The sequence below is a fragment of the Zoogloea sp. genome (assembly GCF_017302315.1).
Lineage (GTDB): Bacteria > Pseudomonadota > Gammaproteobacteria > Burkholderiales > Rhodocyclaceae > Zoogloea.
The window spans coordinates 46,424-59,843 of the sequence record NZ_JAFLDT010000006.1 but is presented as its reverse complement, the minus strand read 5'-3'; the positions used below and the strand labels follow the sequence as shown (position 1 = coordinate 59,843).

The following is a 13,420-nucleotide window of genomic DNA, read 5'->3' as shown; positions in this document are numbered from 1 at the left end:
CCACCATGAAATTCGCCTTCATCCTCGACCCCCTCGACGCCCTCAAGGCCTACAAGGACTCCAGCATTGCGATGATGCGGGCCGCCGCCCGGCGCGGTCACCAGGTCTTCGCCATCCAGCGCGAAGCCCTGGTGTGGGAGGGTGGCGAGGTATCGGCGCGGGCCCTGGCCCTCACCCCCACCGATGACGATCACGCCTGGTACCGCGCCGGTGGCGAAGCCGTTCTGCCCCTCACCGCCTTCGACGCCGTGCTGATGCGTCAGGATCCGCCCTTCGACTTCGAATACGTCACGGCCACCTGGCTGCTTGAACGGGCGGCCCAGGCCGGGGCACGCATCTTCAACCACCCGCGCTCAATCCGTGATCACTCGGAAAAACTCGCCATCACCGAGTTTCCCCAGTTCACTCCGGCCACCCGGGTGGCCCGGGCCGCCACCGACATCAACGCCTTCATCGATGCCCATGGCGACACCATCCTCAAGCCCCTCGATGGCATGGGCGGTAGTCAGATCTTTCGGGTGCGGGCCAACGACCCCAACCGCAACGTCATCATCGAGACACTCACCCACGACGGGCGGCGCACCATCATGGCCCAGGCCTACCTGCCGGCCATCTCCGGGGGTGACAAGCGGGTGTTGATCATCGGCGGCAAGGTGATCCCCTACGCCCTCGCCCGCATCCCCATGGCCGGCGAGACCCGCGGCAACCTGGCTGCCGGCGGGCGTGGCGTGGCCATGCCCCTGACTGATGGCGAACGCGCCATCGCCGAGCACCTTGCCCCCATCCTGTGGGCGCGCGGCCTGCTCATCGTCGGCCTCGACGTGATCGGCGACCGCCTCACCGAAATCAACGTCACCAGCCCCACATGCATGGTCGAGATCACCGCCCAGATGAGCTTCGACGTACCCGGCGCCGTCATCGATGCCCTTGAGGAGGCATGCGCCTGATACACCGGCTCACCTTCTGGCTGCTGACCATCGGCCTCGCCCTGCTGCTGGCCGGCTGCCAGCGGGAGCGCCTCCATCAACAGGAATCCTATGTGTTCGGCACCCGGGTGGAGGTCATCACCTGGGGCGCGCCCGAGCCGGAAGCCCGCGCGGCCACAGCCGCGGTACTGCAGGAGTTCGACCGCCTGCACCGGGCCTATCATGCCTGGGAGCCCTCCGAGCTCACCACCCTCAACACTGCCATCGCTGCAGGCACCCCACAGATCCCGGTATCGCCGGAACTGGCCACCATGCTCGCCGACGCCAAGGCCATCGCCGCCACTGGTGACGAACTCTTCAACCCGGCCCTGGGCCAGCTGATCGCCCTGTGGGGTTTCCACACCGACACATTCACCCCCACCCGCCCCGCTCCCGACACGCTCGCCACCGCCATCAAGGCTCGCCCAAGCATGGCGGACCTGACAATCAACGGCACCACCGTCAGCAGCCGCAACCGCGCCGTGCAAATTGACCTGGGTGGCTATGCCAAAGGCTACGCCCTCGACCGGGCCGCCACCCTGCTCCGGCAAAGAGGCATCAGTAACGCCCTGATCAACATCGGCGGCAACGTGATGGCCCTCGGCAGCAAGGGCGAGTACCCCTGGCGGGTCGGCATTCAGCACCCGCGGGAAGCCCGCCCCCTGGCCAGCCTCCCCTTGCGCGACGGGGAAGCCATCGGCACCTCCGGCGATTACCAGCGCTTTTTCGAACTCGACGGTGAGCGTTACTGCCACCTCCTGGACCCCCGCAGCGGCATCCCCGGCCGGGGCACCCAGGCCGTCACCGTACTGATCACCCCGCGCCCGGGCGCCGGCACCCTGTCCGACGCCGCCAGCAAGCCCGTCTATCTGGCCGGGCCCGAATGGCGGATGTACGCCAAACGCTTCGGCATCGATCACGCCCTGAGGGTTGATGGGGACGGCCGCATCGAAGTCAGCCGGGCATTGCGCGACCGCCTCCAGTTTGAGCAAGGCCTATCCGCCACCGTGGTGGACTGAAGAGCGGCTCGCACGACCCCGTCATCTCCGGGTTTCTACGGCTTGCCGGGGCGGCCCCTTCGGATAGAATGCCCCACATGATCGGCATTTTTCTCATCACCCATGGCACGCTAGGCGAATCACTGATCCAGTGCGCCTGTCACGTGATGAATCGCCGTCCACCCCAGATCGTGCAATTGGGCATTTCCGGCCAGGATGACCCTCTGGATGCCCTACCGCTGGCGCGACAGCTGGTCACGCTCGTGGATAGCGGTGACGGGGTTCTGATCCTCACCGACATTCTGGGCGCCACCCCCGCCAACGTTGCGGCCAAACTCCTTGAGCCCGGACGCGTCGAAGGTGTGGCGGGCGCCAATCTGCCCATGTTGCTGCGCGCCATCACCTACCGGGAACGCAGCATGGACATGTTGGTCAAGAAAGCAGTGGCCGGCGCCTGCGAGGGCGTCGTGCACATGAAATAAAGCTTCACCCATAACAACAACCGTTGCTCCCAACACGCATCGTCAGCACACCGAGGAAGACAGGAAGACCGAACCATGCCGCGTCAGGAAGCACAAATCATCAACAAACTGGGGCTCCACGCCCGCGCCTCCGCCAAATTGACCCAGACCGCCAGCGCTTTCCAGAGCGAAGTCTGGCTGGAGCGCAACGGCAAGCGGGTCAATGCCAAGAGCATCATGGGCGTCATGATGCTGGCCGCAGCCAAGGGCAGCACCATCACCATCGACACCAGCGGAAACGACGCGGATGAGGCCATGGGCGCCCTGATCGCCCTGATCGCCGACAAGTTCGGGGAAGGGGAATGACGCGGCCGTCCCGCCCGATGGCGCGGGAGGGCGGGCGATGAGCTTCACCGTACACGGTCTTGCCGTATCTCAGGGCATCGCCATCGGCCACGCCCATCTGGTCTCCCATGCCCTGCTGGAAGTCGCCCACTTCACGATTGCCGCCAAGCACGTGGAGGCCGAAGTCACGCGCCTGCACAACGCCGTCACCCGAGTAAAAGCCGAGCTGGCCGGGCTCAAGGCCGCCACCGGTGCGGGCGCGGCCCCCTCGGAAGTGGATGCCTTCGTCGGCATGCACATCATGTTTCTCGAAGACCCGATGCTGGTGGAGGCGGCCGAACAGCTCATCCGCACCCGGCGGGCCAACGCCGAGTGGGCGCTTGTCCAGCAGATGGAACAGTTGGTGGAGCAGTTCGAGGCCATCGAAGACGCCTACCTGCGCGAACGCAAGTCCGACGTGGTGCAGGTGGTTGAGCGGGTCGTCAAGGTTCTCCTCGGCCACCCCGGCCACCTTCCGCCCAAACGCAAGGACGGCCTCGGCACCATCGTCGTCGCCCACGACCTGTCGCCCACCGACACCATCGGTTTCAAGGACCACGCCGTCGCCGGCTTCATCACCGACGTGGGCGGGCCCACCGGCCACACCGCCATCGTCGCCCGCAGCCTGTCGATTCCGGCCGTCGTCGCCCTGCGCCACATCCGCCATGTGGTGAAGGACGACGAGCTGATCATCATTGACGGCACCCGCGGCGTCGTCATCGTCGACCCGGATGAGCGCGTCCTCGAGGAATACCGCCTGCGCAAGGCGGCCGTCGAACTCGAACGCTCCAAGCTCAAGCGCCTCAAGTCCACCCGGGCCGCCACCCTGGACGGCGAGGAGGTGCAGATCCTCGCCAACATCGAGCTTCCCCCCGACGCCGTGCAGGCCAAGGGCGTTGAAGCGGACGGCGTGGGCCTGTTCCGCACCGAATTCCTGTTTATGAGCCGGGAAACCTGGCCGGACGAGGACGAGCAGTTCGATGCCTACCGCGCCGTGGTCAAGACCATGGCCGGCAAGCCCGTCACCGTGCGCACCCTCGACGTGGGCGCCGACAAGGAGCTCGAGGGCGCCACCCGCACCGAGGACAACCCGGCCCTGGGCCTGCGGGCGATCCGCTTCTGCCTGGCCGAGCCCAAGATGTTCCTGACCCAGCTACGGGCGCTGCTGCGTGCCAGCCACTACGGCAAGCTGAAGATCCTGATCCCCATGCTGGCCAGCAGCAACGAGATCGACCAGACCCTGGTCCTCCTCGACAAGGCCAAGGCCCAGCTACGCGAACGCAAGATCAAGTTCGACGAGGCCGTACAGGTCGGCGGCATGATCGAAGTCCCCGCCGCGGCCCTGTGCCTGGGTGCCTTCACCCGGCGACTGCAGTTCCTGTCCATCGGCACCAACGACCTGATCCAATACACGCTGGCCATCGACCGGGGCAACGAGGCGGTCGCACACCTCTACAACCCACTGCACCCGGCCGTGCTGCGCCTGATCCACCAGACCATCCAGGCCGGCATCAAGGCCGGCATCCCCGTGTCGGTGTGCGGCGAGATGGCCGGCAACCCGGAGTGCGCCCGCCTGCTCATCGGCATGGGCCTGCGACAGTTTTCCATGCACCCGGCGCAGATCCTGGAAGTCAAGCAGGCCATCCTGCGGGCCGACGCCTCCGACCTGACCCCCAAGGTACAGCGCCTCCTCAAACTGGACGACCCCGACCGGGTGCGCGAAGCGGTGGAGAAACTGTAAACACGCGTTCCGCCGGGTTTGACTTGCCACCAAGCCTCGCGCTAATCTCTGGGCTCAGCGCCGATTTGAACCCTTCAGCTTGCGGGCGCTTTACAAGTACGGCTAAAGCGACGGCAGCCCAGTCAGCGACCGTTCGCCGGCTGGGTTTTTCGTTTTCGGGACGAAACTGAGATGAAAGAACAACAATCCGTCGGAATCGTGGTGCCGCAGACGGCCCACTTCAGTGATCCACTCCCCCTAAAGAGCGGTGGCGTGCTACCCCAGTATGACCTGGTCTACGAGACCTACGGCACCCTCAACGCCGCCCGCAGCAACGCGGTGCTGGTGTGCCATGCCCTGTCCGGCTCCCACCACGTGGCCGGCAAACACGCCGACAGCGGCGCCGAAGGCTGGTGGGACAATCTGGTCGGCCCCGGCAAGCCGCTGGATACCCGCCGCTTCTTCGTCATCGGGGTCAACAACCTGGGTGGCTGTTATGGCAGTTCCGGGCCCAACTGCATCAACCCGGCCACCGGCAAGCCCTGGGGCGCCGACTTCCCCTTCGTCACCGTCGAAGACTGGGTCGATGCCCAGGCCCGCCTGGCCGACCGGCTCGGCATCGAGCGCTTTGCCGCCGTGGTAGGGGGCAGCCTGGGCGGCATGCAGGCCCTGTCGTGGACGCTGCAATACCCCGACCGGGTCGCCCACGCCCTGGTGATCGCCTCGGCCCCCAAGCTCACCGCCCAGAACATCGCCTTCAATGAGGTGGCCCGTCAGGCGATCCTGAAAGACCCGGAGTTCCACGGCGGCCACTACTACGAGCACGGCGTGGTCCCCACCCGCGGCCTCGCCCTGGCGCGCATGATCGGCCACATCACCTACCTGTCCGACGACGCCATGGGCCAGAAATTCGGCCGCGCCCTGCGTCACGACAAACCGGTGTTCAGCTACGACGTGGAGTTCGAGATCGAGTCCTACCTGCGCTACCAGGGCGACAAGTTTGCCGGCTTCTTCGACGCCAACACCTACCTGCTCACCACCAAGGCCCTCGACTACTACGACCCGGCCTTCGACTACAACGGTGATCTGGTAGCCGCCCTCGGCCGGGCCAAAGCCGACTATCTGGTCGTTTCCTTCAGCACCGACTGGCGCTTCGCCCCGTCACGCAGCCGGGAGATCGTCTACGCCCTGATGCACAGCGACCGCCGGGTCAGCTACACGGAGATCGACTGCCCCGCCGGCCACGACTCCTTCCTTCTCGACGACCCCCAGTATCACGGCATCCTGCGGGCCTATATCGACAACATCCAGGTGTAAGGGGCGTGCCATGAGCTTCCAGCGTTACGACTACGACGTGATCGCCAACTGGATCGAACCGGGCGAGCGCATCCTCGACCTGGGCTGCGGTGACGGCAGCCTGCTGCGCTATCTCGCCGAAGTCCGCCAGGTGCGCGGCTATGGCGTGGAGAAAGACCCCGAGCGGGTTCTGGCCTGCGCCCGCAACGGCATCAACGTGATCCAGATCGACATGGAAGAAGGCCTCGCCGGCTTCGACGACGGCTTCTTCGACCACGTCATCATGAGCCTGTCCCTGCAGGCCATGCACAACACCCAGGGCATCCTGAAGGAGATGCTGCGCGTCGGCCGCGAGGCCGTGGTGAGCTTCCCCAACTTTGCCTACTGGCGTCACCGCCAGGCCATCCTCAACGGCCACATGCCGATATCGAAGAACCTGCCGCACCAGTGGTACAACACGCCCAACATCCGCTTCTTCACCATCGCGGACTTCGACGACCTGTGCGCCCAGGAAGGCATCGCCATCCACGAACGACTGGCCTTCGACGAGGACAAGGTGATCACCGACGAACCCAACTTCCTGGCCAGCGTTGCCCTCTACCGCCTCGGCCGGAGCGAACCATCGACAGGCTGACGGCCAGGGGGGATTGCCCTATCATCTCCGCAGATAGCGTCCATTTCCGGAGAGCGTCATGAGTACCCCCCAAGTCGGCATCCTGCTGCCCCTGCCCCCCCTCGCCCGCTACCTCGCCTTCAATCTCGAGCCAGGCACCGACGTGGCCGCCGGGCTCGCAGCCCTGCAGGGCGTCGTTGATGGCGAGCGCACCGTCGCCGGCATCGGCATGGCCCCCCTCGGCGCCCTTGGCCGCAAGGTCCCAGGTCTCAAGCCCTTCCCGCCCCTTTCCGGCCCCGGCGTGGACATCCCCTCCACACCCTTCGCCCTGTGGCTATGGCTGCGCGGTGACGACCGGGGTGAACTCCTGCACCGGGCGCGCCACATCGAGACGGCTCTGGCCCCGGCATTCACCCTGACAGACGCCTGGGACGCCTTCAAGCACGACGGTGGGCGCGACCTCAGCGGCTACGAGGACGGCACCGAGAACCCGGAGGGCGACGACGCCATTGCCGCCGCCATCGCCGCCGACGGCTCCAGCTTCGTCGCCGTGCAGCGCTGGACCCACAACTTCAGCCACCTCGAAGCCATGCAGCCCGAGGAGCGCGACAACTGCATCGGCCGCCGGCGCAGCGACAACGAGGAGCTCGACGACGCCCCCGAGTCCGCCCACGTCAAACGCACCGCCCAGGAGAGCTTCACCCCCGAGGCCTTCCTCGTGCGCCGCTCCATGCCCTGGGCCGAAGGCCGTAACGCCGGCCTGATGTTCGTCGCCTTCGGCCACAGCGTCGACGCCTTCCAGGCCCAGATGCGACGCATGCTGGGCCTGGAGGACGGCATTGTGGACGCGTTGTTCCGGTTTACCCGGCCGGTATCCGGCGCGTACTTCTGGTGTCCGCCGCTGGTGGGCGGGAAGCTGCAGCTACCACGCTGAGGCTCAGGCACCTCAATCCTTCCGTCGACGACTCAGGCCCCCCATTCCACCCAGCGCGAAAAAGTCCATCGTGCAAGGCTCGGGCACAAGTTGTGTCCGTCGACTGAATGCGGAGAGTCACCGACGGCACGTCAGCCAGCCCCATAAATGAAAGCTGGACTGCGAACATATACTCATTCGCTTGCCCCACTGCATCCGGCGACCGGGAGAGACTGGTGGCGGCGCCATCGAGCAAAGTCTCAAGCAGACTCGGTCACATTCGGATTGCTGCGCCAAGCACCCAAGACATAGCCAGCCGGCTGATCGAAGACAAACTGACCGTTCAACGTCACCGTGCCCCACTGATTCACCGCATGCAACCCCACCTGCGAATTGCTTTGGGTAATCACCCGGGGTCACGCGTGGAGAAGTATCCTTCATTGCTTGGGAGAGCCGCCCGGGTGTCACGGGTTGCAGGCTGTAGATGTTCTCAACCTGGATGCTCGCCGGCTCCGTCACCGTATGGATCGCTCCAGTCGCCGGATCCACCGTTGCGCTGTCCCACAGGAGAGCACTCCGTTGCGTTTCCGAACCCGTACCGGCAATCCGGAAGCTATTCCTGCTCCTTGTCCTGCGTTCAGTCGCCGTCGCCGCCATGATGTAAGTCAATCAGCTCAGGACACCCGGGAAACGTATCCTTGGTTTGTATTTGCTGTCGCAGGCCGCCAACGACCAATCATCAAAGATGCGCGTGCACAACGAGCCTGACATTTATGGTCAATTCGAACATGACATCGAACTGCCCCTCCCCAAATCCCGAATGTCCCGCTTGGGCGATCTGGTTCGACGGCTCCGCCCATCCAAACCCTGGCCGTATTGGCTTGGGCGTATTCCTACGCGACCCCGAAGGGCGCAGACACGAATTCTCCGCCGCAGCATCTTCCAGCGGCTGCAACAACGAAGCAGAGTTATTGGCTCTGGAGCAGGCCCTGCTCATGGCGCGGACATTGGGAGCCTTGTCCGTTGCACTGCACAGCGACAGCGACTTCGTCGTAAAGCATGTCAACGGCCTTGCGCATACCGAGGTCTTGCACCTTAAGGCCCTTATTCAGAAAGTGAGGAGGCAACTCGAAGGCTTTCCCGGGAGTACCCTGATCTGGATCCCGCGCCATCGCAACAGTGATGCGGACCGCCTTTCCCGGGCCGCCCTCGGCCTGCCGGACAAGCCGGGGCTACACCCCGGCCTGCTGCGCCGTCGGCGCTGACGTCTCCTGGAGCAGACGTGCGGCCATCAAGCCATTGACCAGCCCGAACAGGGTGGCGGCCAGCGCAAACACCGGGACGAGATAGAACACCCCGTCATGGGGAACCAGCCAGGCCCGCGCCACCACCAGTTGCCCGGCGATATGAGCAAAGGCGGCCAGTACGCTCTGGCTGACCGGCCCGAAAGCCCGCCTGGGCAGATGCCTGGCGAGGCCCAGCACCGCCAGGCTGGCCACGCTACCAGCCAGGCTGAGGAAAAACCCCGGCGCCAGAAACTGCCCGAGGAGCAGGCTGCTGACCAGTACCCGCAGCAGCGCCACCCACGCCGCTTCACGCCAGCCCCAACGGGCGAGCACAACCAGGACGATGATGTTGGCGAGCCCGGGCTTGACGCCGGGCAGGGGCAGCGGGATCGCAGCCTCCGCAACGGTCAGGACGATGGCCGCCGCCGCATGGCGGGCCACCCGATGGTCTTCGGCCGAAGGCCTCAGGATGATCTCAGTAGTTGAGGGAGTCATAGTCGGCGTTACGGCCGGACAGGGCCAGACTGACCTGGTTGGGCGCACAGATCGCCACTGCACCGGCACGACTCAGCCACCCCTGACGCACACAATACTGGCGCGGCCCGGGGTCGGCGGCAACCCGGGCACGGCCGGGCTGGATCTCGATGCGGGTAGCACCAAGCGGCCCGGGCACTTCAAGGATCCGGGGAACGGTCAGATCCACCTCGGCAAAAACCCTGCCACCGGCCTTGATCACAGCCCGGTCGGGGCGGCCCCCCTGCCACAGTGTCACGGCCGATAGCCCGCAGGCCATCAAGGCGATGGCCAGAACCAGCAGGTCGCCAACCTTGAGAAAGGCGGCCCAAGCCCCCAGCCACTGCCGCAAGTTCACTTCAGGGAACGGTGGCGCACATGAACCCGAGCCGTTTCGCGGAAGCGCTCGGCGAGTTGCTCGGCGACATACACCGAGCGATGCTGCCCGCCCGTGCAGCCGATCCCGATGGTCAGGTAGCTACGGTTGTCATTGACATAGGCCGGCAGCCAGGACGCCACGAAAGCGTAGATGTCCTCCACCATCCGCCCCACTTCAGGCAATCTGGCGAGGAAATCGATCACGGGGCCGTCCTTGCCGGTAAGGGGGCGCAGCACCAGGTCATAGTGGGGATTGGGCAGGCATCGGACGTCGAAAACCAGATCGGCATCAAGGGGAATACCGTGCTTGAAACCGAAGGACTCGAAAAGCACGGTGATCTGGCTGCCCGCTTCCAGGTCCATGAAGCCCTTGACCCAATTACGCAGCGTGTTGGCCGACATGTCGCTGGTATCAATGCGTTGCCCAAGCTCGGCAATCAGCGCAAGGGCTTCCCGCTCTCGGGCAATGGCCTCACCCAGGGTGCTGCATTCGTCACCGAGGGGATGCTTGCGCCGGGTTTCCGAGAAACGGGCGATCAGGGTGTCGTCACGGGCATCGAGAAACAGGATCCGCAGATCACTGACCATGGCGCGCAGGGCTTCAACCTGCCGGGGAAGGGCTGCGATGCTGGCACCGGAGCGCACGTCCACTGCCACCGCAATGCGCTGGTAGCCGGCCCCCCTGAGATGGGACACCAGTTGCGGCAGCAGGGCTGAGGGCAGATTGTCCACGACGTAGTGGCCCGAATCTTCCATCACATTGAGGGCGACGCTCTTGCCCGAACCGGACAGACCGCTGATCAAGACGAGTTGCATGGCGTTACCTGTTGAGAGCATGGCTGCTGATCCTTTTGCCAGCCTGCCATTGATACGTGACAGATTCTCACTTTCTTTGAGGCAGCATAAACAACTTTCTACAATCTGGGCGCCTCGTATTTCTGTGAAAATGGCATTTTTGTGAATTTATGTCACAAGAAGAAGATGGCCTTTGCGGCACGCTACGCCAGCCCGCTCCAGATCGGTCACCAGCCACGCCGCGAGCGCCTCGGGCGTCAGCCCGAGAAAACGCCGGTTTGCTTCACGGTAGAGGTAAACCTCATCCAGGTATGCCGGCAGGGCATCCACATCGATGCTCCGCTGTTCGAGGAGCATGAAGGTGATGCAGGCACGAATGGCATTGCGGGCCATCCGGGCACCATCCTGCTCGAAGGCATGCAGACGCGAGAACGCCGCACGCAGGGCTTCATCTACCTCAACAAAGGGGGCACCGTGGCCCGGTATGACCAGATCGACGGGCAAGCGTGCGATGGCCTCAAGGGTTTCACGCACGGCCGTGAGGCCGCCGCCAGCACCGATAACCTCGACAAAAAGAATGCCGAAGCCATCCCGCCATAGGGCATCACCGGAAATCAGCAGGCGGGCGTCGGGAGAATGGAAGACGAGAGCATCCATGTCGTGCCCCGGAGCGGGCAAGGCCTGCCACTCGAGCCCCCCCATGACCAGGCATTCACCGGGCACCAGCGTGAAGTCAACCTGGAAGGGTTCGCCCTGTTGGGCGGCAACGCTCAGCAGCAGGGCTTCCTCATCCCATCGCGCCACCGCGCCGGCCATACCCTCGGGCACGCCGATGCGGCAGTTGAAGGCGCGCTGCACGGCCGCGTTGCAGCCGATGTGATCGGAGTGGGAGTGGGTGTTGATGAGCCGGGCCAGACGCCGGCCGGCGAGCACATCGCCCACCAGCGCGACGGTCTGGGCCGCATGGCTCACGTAGCCGCTGTCCACCAGGGTGGCTTCGGGGCCGTCGAACAGCAGCACATTGTTGGCCGACAGCCAGCCCCGTTCAATGACCTTGATGCCGGGCGGCAGCGTCACGGGCCCAGCCTCAATCCGAGGACTCGACCTGCTCGCCGGGCAGGGGATGAATGCGGTCCGCCCCCGCTTCACTGTCGTCGCTGCCCGCCGAGTCGGTCTCGCCAAAGATGACCTCGGCGCTGCGACCGCAGCCGATGCAGTAGCCGTCCTCGATCTCGCAGATGCCGATACAGGGGTTGTCGTCGCTCATCGCCCGTCCTCAATCCCGCACGCATTCGCCGCGCAGGCCCAGATCGAAGAGATCGGCCGCAGCCCGGCGCGAAGCCACCTCACTCAGGATGGCCTGCTTGCGGGCGTCGCTGGCGCGGCTCCATTCGGTGATTTCGGGGATGCTGCGATAACAGCCTTCACAGTAGCCGCTGGCTTCGTTCATGCGGCAGACGTTGATGCACGGGGACGGAATACTCATGGGGGACTCTTGGGGAAAGCGTGCCCGCCGCTACGTGGCGGCAGGTCATGGATGAAAAGGCCTTGATCCGGTTATCGCAGACCGCAGCCCCTATGGCAAGGGCCGGGCGCTGCGGGGTGCAAACAGGCGCCGCACGAAACGCCACAACATCACGATCAGCAGGAAGGCCAGAACACAGAACACGGCCAGGGCCGCCAGGAAAAGCAGGGGCTGATGGATCAGCGTCCACATCCCGCCGGCAAACAGCGCGTCTTCCCCCAGGGAGGCCACCACGTTGCTGACCGGCTCCGGGGAAGTGTTGATTGCCGCCCGGGCGCCGGCCTTGGCCAGGTGCGTGCCGGCGGCCAGCGTTCCGCCGAGGAGGCCCATGGCGAGCTGCAGGGCGCCGCCCTGATCACCCATCACCGCGGCCGCAAGCGCGGCCCCGGCCGGGATGCGGATGAAGGTATGCACCGCATCCCAGATGGAGTCCAGCCAGGGCAGCTTGTCGGCAAAGAACTCCACCAGCAGGAGCAGACCTGACACCCCGAGGACCAGGGGATGGGCCAGCATGCCCAGGCCGCCCGGCAGCTGCACACCGGCAAAGCGCTCCAGGGCGCCGAGCACGAACACCAGGGCATACAGGCGCAGGCCGCTGGCCCACCCCAGCCCCGCCGCCAGCGCGGCCAGGGACGCCAGATCCACCGGCACATCACGCCAGTCGAGGAGCGGCTTGATGCCCTCGGCCAGGGCGTGCAGATCGGGACTGGCGAGGTCCATGGACTCAGGCCTTCAGGTGCTGCGCGTGGTGGGCCAAGTGGTCCGCCATGAAGGTGGAGATGAAGTAGTAGCCGTGGTCATAGCTCGCATGACGGCGCAGGATGAGGGGCTGACCATCGGCACACACCTGCTCGAAACGGTCTGGGTTGAGCTGGGTCGGCAGGAACTGGTCGGCCATGCCCTGATCAATCAGGATGGGCGGGCAACGCCGGCCATCCTCCACCAGGGTGCTGGCGTCATGCTCGCGCCACACTTGGCGGTCCGCTCCCAGGTAGCCACCAAAAGCCTTTTCACCCCACGGGCACAGACTGGGCGCGGCAATCGGTGCGAAGGCCGATACCGATCGGTACAAGTCCGGATGCCGCAGGGCCAGGGTGAGGGCACCGTGCCCCCCCATGGAGTGGCCGAAGATTCCGCAACGGACCGGATCGGCGGGAAAGCGGCTCGCCACCAGCTGGCGCAGCTCGCCGGTGATATAGCTCTCCATGCGCCAATGGCGGGCCCAGGGCTCGCACACCGCGTCCAGGTAGAAGCCGGCGCCCACACCGAAGTCCCAGCTCTCCGCCTCGCCGGGCACGTTGGCGCCGCGGGGGCTGGTATCCGGCGCAACCAGCATCAGGCCCAGCTCGGCGGCCATCCGCTGGGCGCCGCCCTTGATCGGGAAGGTCTCTTCCGTACAGGTCAGCCCGGCCAGGTAGAACAGCACCGGTACCGGGCCGCTGGCAGCCTGGGGTGGCACGAACACCGCGAACTTCATCGGCAGGCCGATGGCCCGCGATTCATGGCGGTAAAAGCCCTGCCGACCGCCGAAGCAGCCGTGTTCGGAGAGGGTCTCGAAGCCGGTGTCGCCCAT

At 65.4% G+C, this 13,420-nt stretch carries 17 protein-coding genes; 9 read left to right on the top strand and 8 right to left on the bottom strand.

Going from position 1 to position 13,420, the window contains the following annotated elements:
• Nucleotides 1-5: 5 nt before the first annotated feature.
• The 9 genes from gshB to J0L98_RS03645 all read left to right on the top strand — a co-directional run bounded on the left by gshB (nt 6) and on the right by J0L98_RS03645 (nt 8,615).
• Nucleotides 6-947: a glutathione synthase gene (gshB, locus tag J0L98_RS03685; protein ID WP_296410157.1), complete on the top strand. Its 942-nt coding sequence runs from the start codon at nt 6-8 to the stop codon at nt 945-947.
• A complete protein-coding gene (locus J0L98_RS03680) occupies nt 938-1,984 on the top strand; it encodes an FAD:protein FMN transferase (RefSeq protein WP_296410156.1) in 1,047 nt (348 codons plus the stop codon). The genes gshB and J0L98_RS03680 overlap by 10 nt, the downstream gene beginning before the upstream one ends.
• 77 nt (nt 1,985-2,061) lie before the next feature.
• The gene (locus tag J0L98_RS03675; protein ID WP_296410154.1) at nt 2,062-2,445 is read left to right on the top strand and encodes a PTS fructose transporter subunit IIA; all 384 of its coding nucleotides are present in this window, start codon (nt 2,062-2,064) and stop codon (nt 2,443-2,445) included.
• Nucleotides 2,446-2,520: 75 nt separating this feature from the next.
• Nucleotides 2,521-2,790, top strand: coding sequence for an HPr family phosphocarrier protein (locus J0L98_RS03670; protein WP_296410153.1), 270 nt, complete (start codon nt 2,521-2,523; stop codon nt 2,788-2,790).
• A gap of 37 nt (nt 2,791-2,827) precedes the next feature.
• Nucleotides 2,828-4,549: a phosphoenolpyruvate--protein phosphotransferase gene (gene ptsP, locus J0L98_RS03665; protein WP_296410151.1), complete on the top strand. Its 1,722-nt coding sequence runs from the start codon at nt 2,828-2,830 to the stop codon at nt 4,547-4,549.
• A gap of 171 nt (nt 4,550-4,720) precedes the next feature.
• Nucleotides 4,721-5,845 carry a homoserine O-acetyltransferase gene (locus tag J0L98_RS03660; RefSeq protein ID WP_296410150.1) on the top strand — a complete coding sequence of 375 codons (1,125 nt, stop codon included), beginning with the start codon at nt 4,721-4,723 and terminating at the stop codon, nt 5,843-5,845.
• A 10-nt stretch (nt 5,846-5,855) separates the two neighbouring features.
• Nucleotides 5,856-6,458: a methionine biosynthesis protein MetW gene (metW, locus tag J0L98_RS03655; RefSeq protein ID WP_296410149.1), complete on the top strand. Its 603-nt coding sequence runs from the start codon at nt 5,856-5,858 to the stop codon at nt 6,456-6,458.
• Nucleotides 6,459-6,516: 58 nt separating this feature from the next.
• On the top strand, nt 6,517-7,371 hold the full coding sequence (locus J0L98_RS03650; RefSeq protein WP_296410147.1) for a Dyp-type peroxidase: 855 nt from the start codon (nt 6,517-6,519) through the stop codon (nt 7,369-7,371).
• A 752-nt stretch (nt 7,372-8,123) separates the two neighbouring features.
• Nucleotides 8,124-8,615, top strand: coding sequence for a ribonuclease HI family protein (locus J0L98_RS03645; protein ID WP_296410146.1), 492 nt, complete (start codon nt 8,124-8,126; stop codon nt 8,613-8,615).
• On the opposite strand, the gene J0L98_RS03640 is transcribed toward J0L98_RS03645, so the two are convergent.
• The 8 genes from J0L98_RS03640 to fghA all read right to left on the bottom strand — a co-directional run bounded on the left by J0L98_RS03640 (nt 8,583) and on the right by fghA (nt 13,420).
• Entirely contained in the window at nt 8,583-9,131 is a 549-nt protein-coding gene (locus J0L98_RS03640) for a Gx transporter family protein (RefSeq protein WP_296410144.1), read from the bottom strand. The genes J0L98_RS03645 and J0L98_RS03640 overlap by 33 nt on opposite strands.
• The gene (locus J0L98_RS03635) at nt 9,112-9,501 is read right to left on the bottom strand and encodes a NusG domain II-containing protein (RefSeq protein ID WP_296410211.1); all 390 of its coding nucleotides are present in this window, start codon (nt 9,499-9,501) and stop codon (nt 9,112-9,114) included. The genes J0L98_RS03640 and J0L98_RS03635 overlap by 20 nt, the downstream gene beginning before the upstream one ends.
• 2 nt (nt 9,502-9,503) lie before the next feature.
• Nucleotides 9,504-10,343, bottom strand: coding sequence for an RNase adapter RapZ (gene rapZ / locus J0L98_RS03630; RefSeq protein ID WP_296408126.1), 840 nt, complete (start codon nt 10,341-10,343; stop codon nt 9,504-9,506).
• 147 nt (nt 10,344-10,490) lie between these two features.
• Complete coding sequence (locus J0L98_RS03625) at nt 10,491-11,393, bottom strand: MBL fold metallo-hydrolase (RefSeq protein WP_296410209.1); 903 nt, start codon at nt 11,391-11,393, stop codon at nt 10,491-10,493.
• Nucleotides 11,394-11,409: 16 nt separating this feature from the next.
• Nucleotides 11,410-11,589 (bottom strand): DUF1289 domain-containing protein, encoded by a 180-nt coding sequence (locus J0L98_RS03620; protein WP_296410143.1) that lies wholly within the window; start codon nt 11,587-11,589, stop codon nt 11,410-11,412.
• Nucleotides 11,590-11,598: 9 nt separating this feature from the next.
• Complete coding sequence (locus tag J0L98_RS03615; RefSeq protein ID WP_296410142.1) at nt 11,599-11,808, bottom strand: DUF1289 domain-containing protein; 210 nt, start codon at nt 11,806-11,808, stop codon at nt 11,599-11,601.
• 90 nt (nt 11,809-11,898) lie between these two features.
• Nucleotides 11,899-12,567, bottom strand: a complete 669-nt coding sequence (locus tag J0L98_RS03610; RefSeq protein ID WP_296410141.1) for a DUF4126 domain-containing protein — start codon at nt 12,565-12,567, stop codon at nt 11,899-11,901.
• Between the two features lie 4 nt (nt 12,568-12,571).
• On the bottom strand, nt 12,572-13,420 hold the full coding sequence (gene fghA, locus J0L98_RS03605; RefSeq protein ID WP_296410140.1) for an S-formylglutathione hydrolase: 849 nt from the start codon (nt 13,418-13,420) through the stop codon (nt 12,572-12,574).

What these genes read in the sequence shown, in the direction of transcription:
- gshB (WP_296410157.1), top strand. Translation starts at nt 6, where the DNA reads ATGAAATTCGCCTTCATCCTCGACCCCCTCGACGCCCTCAAGGCCTAC.
- J0L98_RS03680 (WP_296410156.1), top strand. Translation starts at nt 938, where the DNA reads ATGCGCCTGATACACCGGCTCACCTTCTGGCTGCTGACCATCGGCCTC.
- J0L98_RS03675 (WP_296410154.1), top strand. Translation starts at nt 2,062, where the DNA reads ATGATCGGCATTTTTCTCATCACCCATGGCACGCTAGGCGAATCACTG.
- J0L98_RS03670 (WP_296410153.1), top strand. Translation starts at nt 2,521, where the DNA reads ATGCCGCGTCAGGAAGCACAAATCATCAACAAACTGGGGCTCCACGCC.
- ptsP (WP_296410151.1), top strand. Translation starts at nt 2,828, where the DNA reads ATGAGCTTCACCGTACACGGTCTTGCCGTATCTCAGGGCATCGCCATC.
- J0L98_RS03660 (WP_296410150.1), top strand. Translation starts at nt 4,721, where the DNA reads ATGAAAGAACAACAATCCGTCGGAATCGTGGTGCCGCAGACGGCCCAC.
- metW (WP_296410149.1), top strand. Translation starts at nt 5,856, where the DNA reads ATGAGCTTCCAGCGTTACGACTACGACGTGATCGCCAACTGGATCGAA.
- J0L98_RS03650 (WP_296410147.1), top strand. Translation starts at nt 6,517, where the DNA reads ATGAGTACCCCCCAAGTCGGCATCCTGCTGCCCCTGCCCCCCCTCGCC.
- J0L98_RS03645 (WP_296410146.1), top strand. Translation starts at nt 8,124, where the DNA reads ATGGTCAATTCGAACATGACATCGAACTGCCCCTCCCCAAATCCCGAA.
- J0L98_RS03640 (WP_296410144.1), bottom strand. Translation starts at nt 9,131, where the DNA reads ATGACTCCCTCAACTACTGAGATCATCCTGAGGCCTTCGGCCGAAGAC.
- rapZ (WP_296408126.1), bottom strand. Translation starts at nt 10,343, where the DNA reads ATGCAACTCGTCTTGATCAGCGGTCTGTCCGGTTCGGGCAAGAGCGTC.
- J0L98_RS03620 (WP_296410143.1), bottom strand. Translation starts at nt 11,589, where the DNA reads ATGAGCGACGACAACCCCTGTATCGGCATCTGCGAGATCGAGGACGGC.
- J0L98_RS03615 (WP_296410142.1), bottom strand. Translation starts at nt 11,808, where the DNA reads ATGAGTATTCCGTCCCCGTGCATCAACGTCTGCCGCATGAACGAAGCC.
- J0L98_RS03610 (WP_296410141.1), bottom strand. Translation starts at nt 12,567, where the DNA reads ATGGACCTCGCCAGTCCCGATCTGCACGCCCTGGCCGAGGGCATCAAG.
- fghA (WP_296410140.1), bottom strand. Translation starts at nt 13,420, where the DNA reads ATGGGCGACACCGGCTTCGAGACCCTCTCCGAACACGGCTGCTTCGGC.